We start from the raw sequence: 15,657 nt of genomic DNA, 5'->3' as shown, positions 1-15,657 counted from the left end.
AAGCCCCGTCACGCCCGAAGCTGCGCATCCCGTATCAGTGCCGCAAGACGGAAAAACCCATGGGCCATTTTTGTGTAGGGCGTCAGCAGAAAGAACGCAGCAACGGCACCGAGATGCAGCGCCAGCACCGGCGGCATCAGTGGTGTTTTCCCAAGCCAGTAAAGGGCTAGTCCGCTGGCGCCTATGAACCCCAGCAGCGCAATAAACGCTGTATCAGCGGATCTGGTCGCAGGATCTGACAGACCGGCATCCGCGCGTTGCCTGAGCACCAGCATCCAGACACAGCCAAGCGTCAGAAGGATACCTCCCGGTACGCCAAGCAGTTTGGGAGGGGACAGGAACGGGTAGGGCGCGGGCCAGCCGAAAGCATAGTGCAGGACGGTCCCGCTGACGGTTGAGGCAAAACACAACAGGAACCCGTACATGACTGAATGATGCGCATAGCGCCTCGCGGAAGAGAAGCGCTCGCCCTTTTCAAAATTGCACCCTTCGCCGTGCCCACCGTCAAGGTCTTTCATCCTTGCGGCTCGACCAAAGGCCCGGGTTACCTGTGACCGGGTGATCCGCTGCCCCCCAATACTGCGCCAGTAACCGTGCAGGCTGAAACCGAGAATGAGCAGAGGTAGCACAAAGGCCGGCGCAAAGATGGCGACCATCGCCGCATGCGACAGAACAGCGTAAAATCCTTCTCCGGACGCTGGCGCGAGCGCGCGGATGGCGATGAAAAGCCCGGCGAAACCGGCCAGCGTTGCCAGTACTGTGCCAGCGGCGTTTTTCAGAAACAGATGGGCAACAGGCCCTGGCCAGACGTGGTCCTGCCAGCTTTCGGTGCGGACCTCCGCCAGGGCGCGGGGCAGATTGAGGGCAAATTCATGCGGTTCGGTGTACTGGCAGGCGTAATAGCAGCCACGGCAGTTGTGGCACAGGTTTGCGATCTGCGTGATGTCCGCGTCCGCGAAGGTCCGCAGCCGGGTGATCGCGGGGAAGGCCGAGCAATAGCCTTCGCAATAACGGCACGCATTGCAGATCCCCAGTTGCCTCCGCGCCTCCTCATACGTTTCTGTTGATGGTGCATCATACATCTGCGGCCGCCTCTCTGCCTGCGATATGTCCAAACACTGAACCGAGTGTCATGCCGAACCCTGCCAGATAACCCTGACCCAGGACCGAGCCCGCCATGATCTCTCCTGCGGCCCAAAGGTTACGCATTCTGCCTGATGGTCCCGTCACCCGCGCGGTTTCATCAACTTTCAGGCCCAGATAGGTAAAGGTCACACCGGGCCGGAGCGGGTAGGCATAAAAAGGCGGATCAGTGATCGGCCGGGCCCAGTTTGTTTTCGGCGGCGTGAGGCCCTCGGTCGAAACTGCATCCAGTTCGGTTGGCCTGAAATCACCTGGCTGGCAGGCTGCATTGAACCCATCAATCGTTTGCACCAGTGTATCAACCGGCAGTCCCAGCTTTCGTCCTAGCTCTTCGGGCGTATCTGCCTGAACGGGCGGAAAGACAGATGGCATGAAAAGGTCGCGCGACTTCGAATCGATGATCGCATAGCCGATCTGATCCGGTTGTGCAGCAACGAGGCGCCCCCAGATCGCGTATCGCTTCGGCCAGACATCCTCGCCTTCGTCATAGAACCGTTCGCCGTTGCTGTTCACGACCACCGAAAAAGGTACACAGTCCAGCCGGGTCACGATGCCGCCGTCAAATTTCGGAGCGCGGCCGTCGATGGCAACGGCATGGCACTGGGTCGGATCACCGACACTTTCCATTCCCTGATCCAGAAGGTCACGCAGCACGACACCGCGGTTGTAGAGCGTTCCCCGGATCAGGAAGTTCTTTGCGGCAGGTCCCCATGCACGTGCCAGCCAGTCCGTATCCGCCTGAAATCCACCGGAGGCCACGACAACACTTCCGGGATTGAAGCGGTGTTCCTGACCGCTGATCCGGGCGGTTACTTCGGTGATCCTGTCCCCGCTGACGGTCAGGTGATCGACATGTGCGTCGCAGAATGTCGCGACGCCCTTGTCTTCTGCCTGCGCATAAAAGGCGTTTACCAGAGCCTTGCCGCCGCCGAGGAAGAAGGCATTCGTTCTCGACAAAGACAATGTTCCCGAAAGCGATGGCTGAAACCGCACGCCGTGTTCTTCCATCCAGCGATAGGCCTGAGCTGAGTTTTCAATGGCGATGCGCGCAAGATCGGGGTCTGTTTTGCCTTTTGTGACCTTCAGCAGATCGTCCATGTATTCTTCAGCCTGATAGCTGCCGGTCAGCACACCAAGCGGGCCCTCATGCATGCAGCGGAAGTTCCGCGTGTGTCGTGAGTTTCCTCCACGGTAAGGCTTTGGCGCTGCCTCCAGAACCGTCACAGACCTGCCGGCCTCGCGCGCTGTCAGAGCTGCGGTCAGCGCGGCATTCCCGCCGCCGATGACGAGTACTTCTGGTGACAGATCAGGCTTTCCGGCCTTTGACATCTCTGGAATCCTCCGATACGCTTCTTGTATCCAAATGGATACAAAAGGCAAGCTCTATGTCGGAACCCCGGAAATCCAGTGGTGAACAGGCCTATGACGCGCTTCTGCACGAAATCCGTGCCGGCACCTTCCGTCCCGGAGATCGTCTGCGCGAAGAGGAAGTTGCCGCGCGTCTGACCCTGTCGCGCACGCCGGTACGTGAAGCGCTGCGCCGCCTCGAAAGTGACGGGATTGTCGAGCACAGGCCGCGGGTTGGTGCCGTGATCCGGTCGCTTGCACATACAGAAATTGTTGAGCTCTATGAAATGCGGATCGTATTGGAACGCACCGCCGCGGAAATGGCTGCAAAGCATGGTGCGGAGGCTGAATTCGACGCGCTGGATGCGATGAACGATCAGATAGAGGCAAACCGGGACAAGCCCGCGCTGGGTGCGGCGATCAATCAGGATTTCCACAAAGGCCTTTATCTTGCTGGCCGCAACCGGTTCCTGCTGGAGGCCTCAAGGGCGCTCAATAACGCTCTGCTGTTGCTGGGTCCAACGACCTACACCGACCCCGACCGTATTGATGTCGTCGTGCGCCAGCACCGTGCGATCATCACCGCCCTGCGGAATGGCGATGCCGAAGCAGCAGGTGTTGCGGCCGAAGCCCATCTGCAAACCTCTCTTCTGCATCGTCTCAAAGGGGTCAGCGCGTGATTCCCATTTTCAGCGCGTTCGCCGTTGCTGCAACCGGTGTTGCGGCATTCCACTGGCTGGCGCTGCCACTGCCCTGGCTGCTCGGTCCAATTGCGGCCTGCCTGATCGCCGCTCTGGTGCGCGTTCCGCTGGGCAGCCTGCCCACGGTCAACGCCGGTATGCGCACCATTCTGGGCGTTGCGGTCGGTGCCACGCTGACGCCTGCCGTACTGGCCAGTTTTCCAGCGTTGTGGCCGACGCTGATCCTGGTTCCGGTCATGATTGCGGTGATCGGTGTGGTTGGCGTTCCCTATTTCCAGAGGTTTTGCGGGTATGATTTCCCCACCGCTTACTATGCAACGATGCCTGGTGGTCTCCAGGATATGATTGTCTTTGGCGAAGAGGCGGGCGCCAATGTCCGGACCCTGAGCCTGATCCATGCAACCCGCGTGCTGGTCATCGTCGTCAGCCTGCCGTTTCTGACCAGCAGCATCTGGGATGCGGATCTGATGGCGCCACCCGGTGCGCCGGCGACCAGCATTCCGCTGGCAGAACTGGCGCTGATGGTCTTCTGCGCGATTGCCGGATGGCGGGTGGCAAAACGAGTCGGAATGTTCGGGGCGTCGATCCTGGGGCCTTTGATCCTGACCGGCGCTTTCGCTGTAGCAGACCTGCTGCACAACCGCCCGCCGGCAGAGGCCATCTGGGCGGCGCAGTTTTTTATCGGCATGGGGATCGGCTGCAAATACGCGGGTATCACGATGGCCGAAGTGCGCCGCGACCTGGTGGCGGGACTTGGGTTCTGTGTCCTGCTGATCCTGCTGACGGTCCTGTTTGTTGAGGCCATATACGGCCTCGACCTGGCGCCAGGTATGGAAGCCCTGCTGGCCTTCGCGCCGGGCGGACAGGCAGAACTGACCGTGCTTGCGCTGATTGTCGGGGCAGACGTCGCGTTTGTTGTGGCGCATCATGTGCTGCGGATACTGGTGGTGATCCTTGGCGCACCGGTTGCGGTGCGTCTCTTCAGCCAAACACCCCGGGATTGATCATGTGGATGGGCGCGCCCCGGGCCCATGCATTCACCTGTTCAAAAATGTCGCTGAACTGCAGATCGAATTCATCCTCGGTCACATACCCAAGATGCGGTGTCGGCAAAACGTTCGGATGGGTCAGCAAGACATGTGATGTGTCCCGCAGAGGTTCGGTGTCAAAGACATCTACGGCCGCATGGATGCGCCCGCGCCCGATTTCGGTCTCCAGAGCGCCTGTCTCTATCAGACCCGCCCGGGAGGTATTCACCAGCAGGCTGCGCGGTGCCATTGCCGCCAGATCATCCGCCGTGATAATGCCGCGTGTTGTTGGCTTAAGACGGACGTGAAGCGACACGACATCTGATGTGGCGAAGAACGCCTCCCGGTTGTCTGCAACCGTTTCTCCGTCTGCGATCGCTCTGGCGCGGCCTTCCTCTGACGACCACCACTGGATTTCCATGCCGATCGCTCTGGCGTATTCTGCGACCGCACGCGCAATGCGGCCATACCCATAAAGGCCCAGTGTCCGGCCACGGAGCGTTCGGCCGACACCCGCCTGCCACCTGCCTGCCCGGATCGATGCGACCTGTTCCGGTATCTGCCGGTAGCTGGCCAGAATGAGCGCCAGGGTCATTTCCGCAGCGGCATAGGACGGCGTTCCGCTGTGCATGTTGGAGCACAACAGCACACCGTGCCGCGTACAGGCATCGACATCGACGTGAGGATAAACCGAGCGTTGGGAAATGAGTTTCAGGTTGGGCAGCTGTTCCAGGAGTTTTGCGCCAATGGCCGTACGTTCGCGAAAGAGCACCAGTGCATCGGCGTCCTGCAGACGGGTGGCCAGTTTCCCCGGATCAGGTTCATGGTCTGTCCACACCGTGACGTCATGACCCGCCAGCATGCTGAAACAGGGCAATCCACGCAAAGTGTCGAACCAGTCATCGAGGATATGAACTTTCATGACCGGCTCCAGACAGAACCCGGGATGAATACATCCCCGCGCGCCAGCAGGCGTGCCGTGCGTGTCAGCCCGGCCGCACGGACAGCAAAGTTCTCACCGTCAGTCTCAATATCCATGGACACATCCAGAAGACCCATCGGGTGCTCCAGCCTCAACTGAACCGGCGTGTGGTTGGGCGGCGCAAGTATTCCCGCCGCAACAGTGCCCGGACACAAAAGACAGGCAGACAGACACTGGGACCCGGTAACCGCGAGGCTGGGATGGCAGTTTTTCGGCATAAAGTACCTTGTCAGCACATGACCGCCATTCACCGGCGGGGCAACCAGACCGAATTTGGGTGTCACAGACTGTGACACGTCCCCCATGCCCATCAAACGGCCTGCTTCCTGGCGGATCGGCTCCATCCGTTCATAAAAGGCACGGTTGGCGTCCAGGTCCGCGGCGCTTTCCTGTCCGGTCAGGCCAAAGTCCCGGGCACGCGCGATCACCATCGGCATGGCGACATCAATGCAGGTCACCTCAATACCATCAATGACGTCGATGCGGTTGCCGGTGGGGAACATGGCACCGGTTGTCCCGCCGGTGACGTCCATGAACATCAGACCGACGGGTGCCGCGGTTCCCGGAACGCCGTCAATCTGCACGTCACCGTCATAGCGGACGCGGCCCGCTTCGGTCCGCACCTGTGCGGTGACCCGCGCGCCGGTGTTGACCGCCCGGATCCGGACCTCGGTCAGGTCGCCTGTGGCCGGGACAAGCCCCATTTCAATCGCCGCCGGGCCCACGCCCACCAGAATGTTCCCGCATGTCGGCCGGAAATCGACCTGCCTGTCTTCGACGCTGACCTGCGCGAAGAAGTAATCGACATCCGTCTGATCATCCTGCGATGGAGAAAGCATGGCCACTTTGGTCGTGACTGCTGCGCCACCGCCGATGCCGTCGATGTTGAGCGGGTGGCCCGAGCCCACCATGGCTGTCAGAACCTCAGCCAGGGCATCGCGGTCTTCGGGCAGGTCCGCGCGGTTCAGGTACGGACCGCGTGAGGTGCCGCCGCGCATGAACAGAAAGGGTATTGCTGTCTGTGTCATGTCAGCGGCCACGGCAGGTCAACGTAGCTTTGCAGCAGGCCCGCGGGGAAGTCCCGGTTCAGCGTACCCGCCATAAAACAGATAAAGGCGATGCCTGCAGCTGTGTAACCGGCAGCAAATCCCCAGCTGCGTCCGGCCCGCAGGCGGATGAACGCAAAGAGGAATATTGCCAGTGCGAGGATGAAACCGAGAAGAGCCGTGAGCACAAGGAGCCCGGCGAACCATGCCAGCGTGGGCCACAGACCATGCTGGCTGTCTTCCTCAGCCTCGCGGTCGGCAAAGAGCGCGTGGGTTTCCGGCTTCAGCATCATCTGGATCAGGACGATCACGCTGGCCAGGATCGCAACACCTGCAACAAACGTGGGGAACACGCGGTCCGCACTGGCGTAATCCGGGATCATTGCGGCATTTGTGTATGCCACGATCAGATAGCCCAGCACCGCCAGCAGAAAGATCATCGGCGCGCGTTTGTCACCGGAGTTCACGTCGCCCTCGGCCATGATGGTCTTTGCCTGGCGCAGGCCCAGAACGACCGAGATCAGCGTGATGATGATCAGGACGATGACGATCGGCGAAAAGATATAGTCGATGCCTTCCTCAAACCCCCGGCGGAACCGGCTCTGGGCGATTTGGACGGCCTGGTTGGCATAGGTTTCAGCCGGATTAGACAGCACGAAACCGATCAGGAATGCAGGGCGCGACCAGTCAAACCGCCGCATCATGATGCCCAGCAATCCGATGGCAAAAAGCGCCACTAGGTCCATGATGTCCTGGCCGGACTGGAACGCCGCAAAGGAAATGATCATGAACAGGAAGGGTGCCAGCAGCGCAAAGGGGATTGTGGTCAGTCGGGCAATCCCTCCGGACGCGGCGATGCAGATCAGCGTGCCGACGACATTTGCGAGCGCCAGCAGCCAGACGATGGCATAGGTGATATCCAGGTTGTTCTTCAGCATGGAAGGACCGACTTCGATGTTCCCCGAGCCCAGCAGGGCAATGGCCCCGATAAAGATCGCCATGGAACCGGAGCCGGGGATGCCAAAGAGAAGTGTCGGCACAAGACCGCCGCCTTCCTTGGCGTTATTTGAACTTTCCGGCCCGATAACGCCCCGGACCTCGCCCTTGCCGAAGTTTGATTTGTCTTTGGTCGTCTGAACCGAATGGCCATAGGCGATCCAGTCAACAACGGAGCCGCCCAGCCCGGGAATAACACCCACGACAACGCCGATGATCGAGCAGCGCACAGAGAGCCAGATGTTGGCAAACCAGTCCCGGACACCGCTGATCCAGCCGCCGCCCAGAGGTTTGCGATCCGAGATTGCGCGGTCCTGGCGCAGCAGGGCCACGATTTCCGGGATCGCGAAAATGCCCAGACCAACAATTACCAGTTTGAGGCCGTCAACGAGGTAGGGCATGTCATAGGTTGCCATGCGCAGTTCACCGGCGCTGTCGCCTTCGCCGATGGTGCCGATCATCATCCCGAGACCTGCTGCAGCGATGCCTTTCAGCGCGACGCGGCCCGCCAGAATACCCACCATCGACAGGCCAAAGATTGTAATCATCAACAGCTCGGGCGTGCGGAATTCCAGCACGATCGGACGGGCTATCAGAATGAAAACTGTCAGAAAGGCAGCGCCAACGAGGCCGCCAAAGAGAGATGACGCGAAAGCTGCTGAGAGCGCCCGTGCGGCCTGCCCCTTTTTGGCCATCGGGAACCCATCAAGGACTGTGGCCTGACTGGCCGATGAGCCGGGAATGCCCATGAGAACCGAAGCAAACGTGTCCGAGGTTGGCACAACGGCCACCATGCCGATCATCAGAGCGAGACCAAGCACCGGGTCCATGCCGAACATGAAGGGCAGCAGCAGTGACAGACCCGCGATGCCGCCGAGCCCCGGGAAGACCCCGATGCACAGCCCCATCACTACGCCCAGTACGAGATAGCCCAGGACGATGGGTTGCAGGATCAGACCCGCCGCGTCGGACAGCGCGGGCATTGCTACGGACAGCACTTCCATAGTCACGACCTTTCAGGAAAGTTCGGGCGATGGCCGTTGCGGCGCATGCCTCAGACAAAAAGGGCGGGAGTGATCCCGCCCTTTGATCTGTTATTTGAGCGTGACGCCGTAGCGGTCAGCGAGCCATCCTGTGACGAACTCTTTGGCTTCCGCCGGTACCAGCGTGGCAGATGCCATCGCACCGGTCGCTTCACCGCCCGTCATCTGAGGGTATACGCCCAGACGTCCGGCTGAGATTTCCGCGAAGTCGGCGCGTGCCTTGATCGCCTCGAAGGCAGCTGTGTATGTGGCGATCGCGTCATCGGATGCGCCGGCCGGCAGGAAAACCATTTTCTGGGCGGGGAAACCCGCGACGAAAAACGCCTTCCATGCATCCCACTGTGTGCCGGAGGTTTCGCAACCTGGTGTCGCGTCACAGACTTCCTTGAAAGTGGGCATGTCGGGGAAGGTCGGATCGCGGACGATGTTCCCGTCCGCATCCAGCGCACCCCAAGACATCATCGGCACCGCGGTACCCGCTTCGACCAGCGGGGTTACACCCGACAGGAACGAAGAAGAGGTCTGATAATCGATATTGGCCTCGCCACGCTCGAACATCAGCCGGCCATCGCCGCGTCCTTTGATACCAAAGACCGGTTCTACGTTGAGGCCCAGCATTTCCCAGGCGAGCAGCGGTACAAGGTCAAGGCGTGTGGCGCCCTGGCTGCCGTAGATAAAGTCCTCGTCCTGAAGCCCGGATGCATCAAGACCGTCCATTTTCGCGGAAAGCTCCGGGGGCAGATAGGCTACACCGCCGGTTCCGGATGCCAGTACAACATTCCAGTCATTGTATTCGTAACGCACACGCGGATCGCCGAGCAGATAAGGAAACTGTGTCGAACCGGACGAGCCGAAGATCAGCGTACCTTCGCTGTCTGCGTAATCCTGCTCCTGGAACCAGTTCGCCCCCTTGGTGGAGCCGGCGCCCGGCATGAACTTCACAACGACCGTTGGCTCGCCCGGCAGGGCTTCGGACAGAAGCGGTGCGTAGAAGTTTGCCCATTTTGCGGATCCGCCGGTTTCCGAGAAGGGAATAACCCATTCAACGGTTTTACCTGCAAGGTCGATTCCGTGCCCGCCTGCAGAAGCAGATGTGGCAAGGCTTGCCGCCGCTGCAGCCACAAGGCCACAGGCCACACGGCGCGAGGTTTTCATCATTGTCATGTCTCTCTCCCAGTTTTCTGACCCTTGCCGGGCCATCCTCCCAAAGCGGGTGATTCCCGCCTTTCGGAAAAAAGGTTAAGGGATGAAGCTTGCATCAAGCCTTCATCGCCGCAAAAAATGGCACATGCGCATTACGCTCATCGAAGACAACGCCAGCCTGAGAAAGGGTATCACCTATCGTCTGAATGACGAGGGACACACCGTTGATGCCCTGACTGATGGTTTGCAGGCAGAAGACTTTCTGCGCGCGGAAGACAGCGATCTGATTATTCTGGACATCAACCTGCCCGGTCAGTCGGGTCTTGATGTGCTGCGCGGCATGCGGCTGCGCGATGATCCGCGCCCGGTTATTCTGCTGACTGCGCGCGGGGAAACCGAAGACCGGGTAACAGGCCTAGACGCCGGGGCTGATGACTACCTGGTTAAACCTTTTGAAATGGACGAGCTGGTCGCGCGGATCAGGGCATTGTCGCGCCGTCGCCAGGTCAGCCTCAGAACGACTGTGACACTGGGTGATCTGACCCTACAGATGGACCCGCCCCAGCTTTTTGCCGTGACGGGAACTGTGGATGTGCCGCGCCGTGAGCTGACTGTTCTGGCAACACTGGCCCGGTCCGTTGGTACAGCAATGAGCAAGACACATCTGCTCGATGCGGTTTACGGCGTGGGCGCGGAAGCCGACGAAAAGGTGATCGAGGTCTATGTATCGCGTCTGCGCAAACGTCTGGCGCCGCATGGCGTCAGAATTCTGGTGCAGCGCGGGATCGGGTACTACCTTGAGGTTCCGGGATGACACGGGCTGTTTCGCTGCGGGCGCGCCTGATCCTCGTCATCCTGCCCCCGATCCTTTCGGTTGCGGTGCTGGCCGGGCTCTGGCAGCTGAACAACGCTCGGCAGACCGCAGAGCAGGTATTTAACAAATCACTCCTCGCGGCCGCTCTGGCCGTTGCCAATGACGTGGCCATTTCGGGCGGTGATGCGCTGTCTGTCCGGACGCGCGATATTCTGGCCAGTACGTCGGGTGGGGTGGTTTTTTATCATGTCTATGCGCCCGACGGTGTCATCGTTGCAGGATACGCAACGCCGCCTGTCGGGATCGACCGGGACGGCGGGCAGGTGACGGACCCGACCTATTTCACAGCGCGTTATCTTGGCCGTGACGTGACCGGCGTCCGGCTCCGGACCCAGACTGAGATCGACGGGCTGCAGGGCCTTTACACGACCACAGTCTGGCAGGATGGCGTCGCACGCGACGGTTTTGTGCGGGATCTGGTCATTCAGTCTCTCGCGGTGCTCGTAACAATCCTTGCTGCACTCGGTGTCATTGTCTGGTTCGGGGTGCGCCTTGGCCTGCGGCCATTGCTGGATCTGGAGCAGGCCATCGCACAGCGTTCCGGCGAGGAGCTGGGCCCCATAAGGCGCGCGGTACCTACTGAGGTTTCCGGCATTGTGGGCACGCTGAACCGGCTTTTCGGGCAGGTGTCACGAAGCATGCAGGCTCAGTCAGACTTTGTGGCGAATGCGGCTCACCAGCTGCGCAATCCGATTGCCGGTGTGCTCAGTCTGGCCGAGGCCGTCAACAGCGCGAAAACGCCGGAACAGGTCAGGGAACGATCCGAAGATCTGCTGGAAGCTGCAAGGCGTACGGCGGACCTGACGCAGAAACTTCTGGTGCTTGAACGGGCGCAGTCGATGTCGCAATCGATTGCCTCTGAGGACATTGACCTGACCGTATCGATCAGAGAGTGGATCGGTGGTGATCACAGGTTCGGGAAATCCGGTGTGACACTGACCCTGTCGCTGCCACAGGAGCCTGTGATGATACGGGCGGATGCGACGATGCTGCGGGAGGCATTTGTCAATCTGACCGACAATGCATTTGCGCATGGCGGAGCCGCCCTCTCAGAAGTTGAGGTGCAACTCGATGCGCAGGGCGGCCATGCAAACATAAGGTTCAGAGACAACGGCAAAGGGATACCCGACGCCGACATTGAGCGCGCGCTGAAACGGTTTGTCCAGCTGGGCGAGACGGGCACTACCGGGCTTGGCCTGTCGATTATTTCCACAATCATCGAAGGTCATGATGGCAGGTTTTCCGTGGCCCGAGGGCAAAGCGGGTTCAGCGCAACGATCCGCCTGCCATTGGTGGCATGAGTTGCGCAGTCACGGGCTTTTGCTCGGATAAGGCACAGTCACCTGACGGTTTCTGGCAGGATGCTGCCCACCGGGCATGGTCTCCCACAGCGCGCCGCTGTAGGGTGCCGGAACGTCTGATTTGGGAGCGACACAGATGCCATTTTCTCTTGCCACCTGGAACATCAACTCCGTGCGTCTGCGCGAGGAAATCGTGCTCAGACTGATGAGCGAGGAAGCGCCGGATGTTCTGTGTCTGCAGGAGTGCAAAAGCCCGGTCGAGAAGATCCCGCTCGAAGCATTTGCAACAGCCGGATACACGCACAGCGTCGCCCGTGGCCAGAAGGGCTACAACGGCGTGGCGATCCTGTCGAAACTGCCGATCCGCGAGGCGGGGTCGATGGATTTTGCCTCTCTGGGTCACGCACGCCACATCGCAGGCGAACTTGAGAACGGCGTGACGATCCATAACTTCTATGTACCGGCAGGTGGGGACAAACCGGATCGCGCCATCAATGAGAAGTTTGGTCAGAAACTGGATTATCTGACCGGTATGCGGGACTGGTTCCGGGACAGCCGCCCCGAAAAATCCATTCTTGTGGGCGATCTGAACATTGCTCCCCGCGAAGATGATGTCTGGGATCACAAGAAACTCCTGAAAGTGGTCAGCCATACGCCCGTTGAGGTCGAACACCTCGCCGAAACACAGGACGCGGGCGGATGGGTGGATATCACCCGTCAGGACATACCGGAGGGGCGTTTGTACAGTTGGTGGTCCTACCGCTCCCCGGACTGGGACGGCGCCGACAAAGGACGGCGGCTGGATCACATCTGGGCAACGTCCGACATTTCCGGCGCGGGACATTCCAGCCGGGTCCTGCGAAATGTGCGCGGCTGGGAAAAGCCCAGCGACCATGCGCCCGTTTTCGCTTCTTTTGACCTTTGAATTCGCTCCGGCGGTCCCATATAACGCAGACGCAACAGAACAGAACGGGCGACAAGATGGATCTGAACCTTGGTGCGGCACCTGCTGCGGATGACCTGATCAAAGACAGCACCGAAGCTACGTTTATGGCTGACGTCGTTGAAACCTCGCAGTCTGTACCGGTGATTGTTGATTTCTGGGCGCCGTGGTGTGGCCCCTGCAAGACCCTCGGCCCACAACTGGAGGACGCCGTGCGTGGCGCCAAAGGTGCGGTGAAGATGGTCAAGGTCAACGTTGACGAGGCGCAGATGATTGCAGGTCAGCTGCAGATCCAGTCGATCCCGACCGTTTACGCTTTCTACAAAGGCCAGCCAGTCGATGGTTTTCAGGGGGCAGTTCCGCCGTCCGAGATCAAGGCATTTATCGACCGTGTGGTAAAAGCGGCCGGCGGTGAGGCCCCGGGCGACACCCTGGCTGACGCGCTTTCCGCTGCTGAGGAAATGCTGGGTGAAGGTGCGGCTGCGGATGCGGCACAGACATTTGCCGCGATCCTCGGCGAAGATCAGAACAATGCCGCGGCCTATGGCGGTCTTGTCCGGTCGCATATCGCGCTGGGCGAACTGGATCAGGCAGAGGCCATCCTGAACGGCGCTCCTGCCGAAATCTCGAAATCACCTGAGCTTGAAGCCGCACATGCACAGCTTGAGCTTGCCCGCCAGGCCGAGGGCGCAGGACCGCTTGATCTGCTGAAGTCTGCTGTCGAGGCTGATCCGTCTGATATGCAGGCACGGTTTGACCTTGCACAGGCGCTGCATGCCAGCGGCGACGTCGAAGCAGCTGTTGATGCTTTGCTGGAACTTTTCCGTCGTGACCGGGAGTGGAATGATGGTGCTGCAAAAACGCAGTTGTTCACTATTTTCGAAGCGCTGAAGCCCAATGATCCGGTCATGCTGAACGGCCGTCGCAAACTGAGTTCTATGATATTTGCCTGACCGCCCTGACGGGCTACGTCGGTTTGTATGATGAACGCTGCAGAGCTTCCCGAGACCATTGCCATTTTCCCGTTGCCGGGCGCTCTGCTGCTGCCGCGGGCCCGGTTGCCGCTGCACATTTTTGAGCCGCGCTATCTTCAGATGCTCGAGGATGCACTCAAGACTCCCACCCGTCTGATCGGGATGATCCAGCCTAACGAGATTCCGGGGCGCACCGGAAACGGTCTGCACACAATCGGTTGCGCGGGCCGGATCACTCAGTTTTCGGAAACCGAAGATGGCCGGTATCTGATCACGCTTGGCGGCATCTGCCGGTTCCGGGTTAAACGCGAAGTGGAAGGTTTCACGCCCTACCGCCGGTGCGATGTTCAGTGGGACGGTTTCGACCGGGATCTGGGTCCCGAAGAAAAAGACGATGGGTTTGCACGTGATGAATTTCTTGTCCTGCTGGAGCGCTATTTCGATGCGCGCGAACTGTCCGCCGACTGGGATACTCTTCAGGATGCCGACGATGAACTGCTGATCAACTCACTGTCGATGATGCTCGATTTTGATCCCGAGGATAAACAGGCACTGCTTGAGGCACCCAGCCTCTCGACGCGGCGGGAAACGCTCGTTACGCTGATTGAATACACGCTGCGGGGCGGCACAGAAACTGAGATGATCCAGTGAATGATACAGACACGGTGATTGACCGCCGGATGCTTGAGGCACTGATCTGCCCTCATACCCATACAACGCTTGAATATGATGCTGCCCGTCAGGAACTTGTTTCCCGTGCGGCCAATCTGGCGTACCCGATCCGGAACGGTATTCCTGTTATGCTCACGGATGAAGCACGCTCGCTCGACTAAAGCGACTGGCCTTTCAGCAGGCGCGGCAGTTCACCGGTCAGACCGGCGGCTTCGCGGATGAAGCCACGGCGCAGGCCCGGCATCTTACCGATCAGACCCATGCCGATGTCCCGCGTGGCACGCAGAACAGGGTTATCGTTGGAAAACAGCCGGTTGAAAGTGTCCGTCGCCATTGCGAGCGCTGTATTATCGAACCGCCGCCACGTCTGATAGCTGCCAAGCGTCACCTCAGAGCCGATGTCCTCGCCGCGCCTGTATGCATCGGTGATGACTTCGGCGAGGGCTGCAATGTCCCGGAAACCGGCGTTAAGCCCCTGACCTGCAATCGGATGCACGCCATGGGCCGCGTCGCCCACGAGCGCTGTCCGCGGGGCAATCATGCTGTTGGCCAGCGACAGTGACAACGGATAGGTATAGCGCGCGCCGGCCAGGCTGATCTCTCCCAGAAAACTGCCGAAACGCGGCCGCAGCACCGACAGGTAATCTTCGTCATTCATCGCATGAATGCGCGCGGCATCTGTGGCGGTTTCGCTCCAGACAATTGAACTGCGATTGCCCGTGAGCGGCAGAATTGCAAGCGGACCGGGCGGCATAAAGAACTGATGGGCCACACCATTGTGCGGCTGTTCGTGTGAAATTGCGCAGACGAGCGCGGTCTGCTGATACGGCCATCCGGTACGGCCAATACCGGCGCGTTCCGCAGTACCGGAGTTCCGCCCGTCGCAACCGGCCAGTAACCGTCCACTGACGCGACGGCCATCGGCGAGCGTAACAGTCACGCCTGCAGGTCCGGTTTCCTGCGCCACGACAGCCACGCCGCTGATCTGCTGGATTTTGTCTGATGCGTGCAGTGCCGCCTGAAGGGCGGGGCGCAGGTGGCGGTCCTCAATCATGTAGCCCATCGGGCCTTCTTCGATTTCCGCATGGTCAAAATGCATAAAAAACGGCGACGGACCTTCGCCTGTACGCCCGTCGGTGACCTTGATGTCGAGCATGGGCTGCGCGTCTTGCTTCAGCTGAGGCCAGAGCCCGATGGCCTGCAGAAGATGCGCGGACGTCAGCGCGATGGCATAGGAGCGTCCGTCAAAACCCTGCTTTTGCATATCCGTTGCAGGCAGCGCGTCGATCACAATCGATGAAAGACCGGCGCCTGCAGCCGCAACAGCAAGTGCAGGCCCGTTCAGGCCGCCGCCCACAATGATGATGTCGCAATCAGTCTGCATGCATTGTACCTGCACCGATGGCAGGGGATTGTCCATGCGCGCTTGCGTCGCTACCGTCCCGGCAGAACCAGAGGATCCCG

15 protein-coding genes are annotated in these 15,657 nt (G+C 60.1%); 8 read left to right on the top strand and 7 right to left on the bottom strand.

Going from position 1 to position 15,657, the window contains the following annotated elements:
* Positions 1 to 8: 8 nt before the first annotated feature.
* Both tcuB and tcuA read right to left on the bottom strand, forming a co-directional pair.
* Positions 9 to 1,082, bottom strand: coding sequence for a tricarballylate utilization 4Fe-4S protein TcuB (gene tcuB, locus ACZ1HA_RS16010; RefSeq protein ID WP_472714586.1), 1,074 nt, complete (start codon positions 1,080 to 1,082; stop codon positions 9 to 11).
* Positions 1,075 to 2,472, bottom strand: coding sequence for an FAD-dependent tricarballylate dehydrogenase TcuA (gene tcuA, locus ACZ1HA_RS16005; protein WP_472714585.1), 1,398 nt, complete (start codon positions 2,470 to 2,472; stop codon positions 1,075 to 1,077). Before tcuA ends, tcuB begins: the two co-directional genes overlap by 8 nt.
* Positions 2,473 to 2,528: 56 nt before the next feature.
* Between tcuA and ACZ1HA_RS16000 the strand changes: the two genes are divergently transcribed.
* Both ACZ1HA_RS16000 and ACZ1HA_RS15995 read left to right on the top strand, forming a co-directional pair.
* On the top strand, positions 2,529 to 3,170 hold the full coding sequence (locus tag ACZ1HA_RS16000) for a GntR family transcriptional regulator (RefSeq protein ID WP_375229647.1): 642 nt from the start codon (positions 2,529 to 2,531) through the stop codon (positions 3,168 to 3,170).
* The gene (locus ACZ1HA_RS15995; protein ID WP_472714584.1) at positions 3,167 to 4,195 is read left to right on the top strand and encodes an AbrB family transcriptional regulator; all 1,029 of its coding nucleotides are present in this window, start codon (positions 3,167 to 3,169) and stop codon (positions 4,193 to 4,195) included. Before ACZ1HA_RS16000 ends, ACZ1HA_RS15995 begins: the two co-directional genes overlap by 4 nt.
* Here ACZ1HA_RS15995 and ACZ1HA_RS15990 read toward each other — a convergent pair.
* From ACZ1HA_RS15990 to ACZ1HA_RS15975, 4 genes are all read right to left on the bottom strand, one after another.
* On the bottom strand, positions 4,173 to 5,141 hold the full coding sequence (locus ACZ1HA_RS15990) for a D-2-hydroxyacid dehydrogenase family protein (RefSeq protein WP_472714583.1): 969 nt from the start codon (positions 5,139 to 5,141) through the stop codon (positions 4,173 to 4,175). The two genes, ACZ1HA_RS15995 and ACZ1HA_RS15990, sit on opposite strands and share 23 nt — an antisense overlap.
* Positions 5,138 to 6,229 (bottom strand): 4-oxalomesaconate tautomerase, encoded by a 1,092-nt coding sequence (locus ACZ1HA_RS15985; RefSeq protein ID WP_472714582.1) that lies wholly within the window; start codon positions 6,227 to 6,229, stop codon positions 5,138 to 5,140. The genes ACZ1HA_RS15990 and ACZ1HA_RS15985 overlap by 4 nt, the downstream gene beginning before the upstream one ends.
* Positions 6,226 to 8,247: a tripartite tricarboxylate transporter permease gene (locus ACZ1HA_RS15980; RefSeq protein ID WP_375229651.1), complete on the bottom strand. Its 2,022-nt coding sequence runs from the start codon at positions 8,245 to 8,247 to the stop codon at positions 6,226 to 6,228. The genes ACZ1HA_RS15985 and ACZ1HA_RS15980 overlap by 4 nt, the downstream gene beginning before the upstream one ends.
* Before the next feature lie 90 nt (positions 8,248 to 8,337).
* On the bottom strand, positions 8,338 to 9,450 hold the full coding sequence (locus ACZ1HA_RS15975) for a tricarboxylate transporter (RefSeq protein ID WP_375229652.1): 1,113 nt from the start codon (positions 9,448 to 9,450) through the stop codon (positions 8,338 to 8,340).
* 82 nt (positions 9,451 to 9,532) lie between these two features.
* Here ACZ1HA_RS15975 and ACZ1HA_RS15970 point away from each other — a divergent pair, with 82 nt between their 5' ends.
* The 6 genes from ACZ1HA_RS15970 to ACZ1HA_RS15945 all read left to right on the top strand — a co-directional run bounded on the left by ACZ1HA_RS15970 (position 9,533) and on the right by ACZ1HA_RS15945 (position 14,354).
* The gene (locus ACZ1HA_RS15970) at positions 9,533 to 10,243 is read left to right on the top strand and encodes a response regulator transcription factor (RefSeq protein ID WP_375229653.1); all 711 of its coding nucleotides are present in this window, start codon (positions 9,533 to 9,535) and stop codon (positions 10,241 to 10,243) included.
* Positions 10,240 to 11,604 carry an ATP-binding protein gene (locus tag ACZ1HA_RS15965; protein WP_472714581.1) on the top strand — a complete coding sequence of 455 codons (1,365 nt, stop codon included), beginning with the start codon at positions 10,240 to 10,242 and terminating at the stop codon, positions 11,602 to 11,604. The genes ACZ1HA_RS15970 and ACZ1HA_RS15965 overlap by 4 nt, the downstream gene beginning before the upstream one ends.
* A gap of 136 nt (positions 11,605 to 11,740) precedes the next feature.
* A complete protein-coding gene (locus tag ACZ1HA_RS15960) occupies positions 11,741 to 12,529 on the top strand; it encodes an exodeoxyribonuclease III (RefSeq protein WP_472714580.1) in 789 nt (262 codons plus the stop codon).
* Positions 12,530 to 12,585: 56 nt separating this feature from the next.
* Entirely contained in the window at positions 12,586 to 13,500 is a 915-nt protein-coding gene (gene trxA / locus ACZ1HA_RS15955; RefSeq protein WP_472714579.1) for a thioredoxin, read from the top strand.
* 27 nt (positions 13,501 to 13,527) lie between these two features.
* The gene (locus tag ACZ1HA_RS15950) at positions 13,528 to 14,172 is read left to right on the top strand and encodes an LON peptidase substrate-binding domain-containing protein (protein ID WP_375229657.1); all 645 of its coding nucleotides are present in this window, start codon (positions 13,528 to 13,530) and stop codon (positions 14,170 to 14,172) included.
* A 29-nt stretch (positions 14,173 to 14,201) separates the two neighbouring features.
* Positions 14,202 to 14,354, top strand: a complete 153-nt coding sequence (locus tag ACZ1HA_RS15945) for a Trm112 family protein (protein WP_375230931.1) — start codon at positions 14,202 to 14,204, stop codon at positions 14,352 to 14,354.
* Here the strand turns inward: ACZ1HA_RS15945 and ACZ1HA_RS15940 are convergent.
* Positions 14,351 to 15,613, bottom strand: coding sequence for an FAD-dependent monooxygenase (locus ACZ1HA_RS15940; RefSeq protein WP_472714578.1), 1,263 nt, complete (start codon positions 15,611 to 15,613; stop codon positions 14,351 to 14,353). The genes ACZ1HA_RS15945 and ACZ1HA_RS15940 overlap by 4 nt on opposite strands.
* Positions 15,614 to 15,657 lie beyond the last annotated feature (44 nt).

The sequence above is a fragment of the Roseobacter sp. S87 genome (genome assembly GCF_055693285.1).
This window is presented reverse-complemented; position numbering and strand designations above follow the sequence as displayed.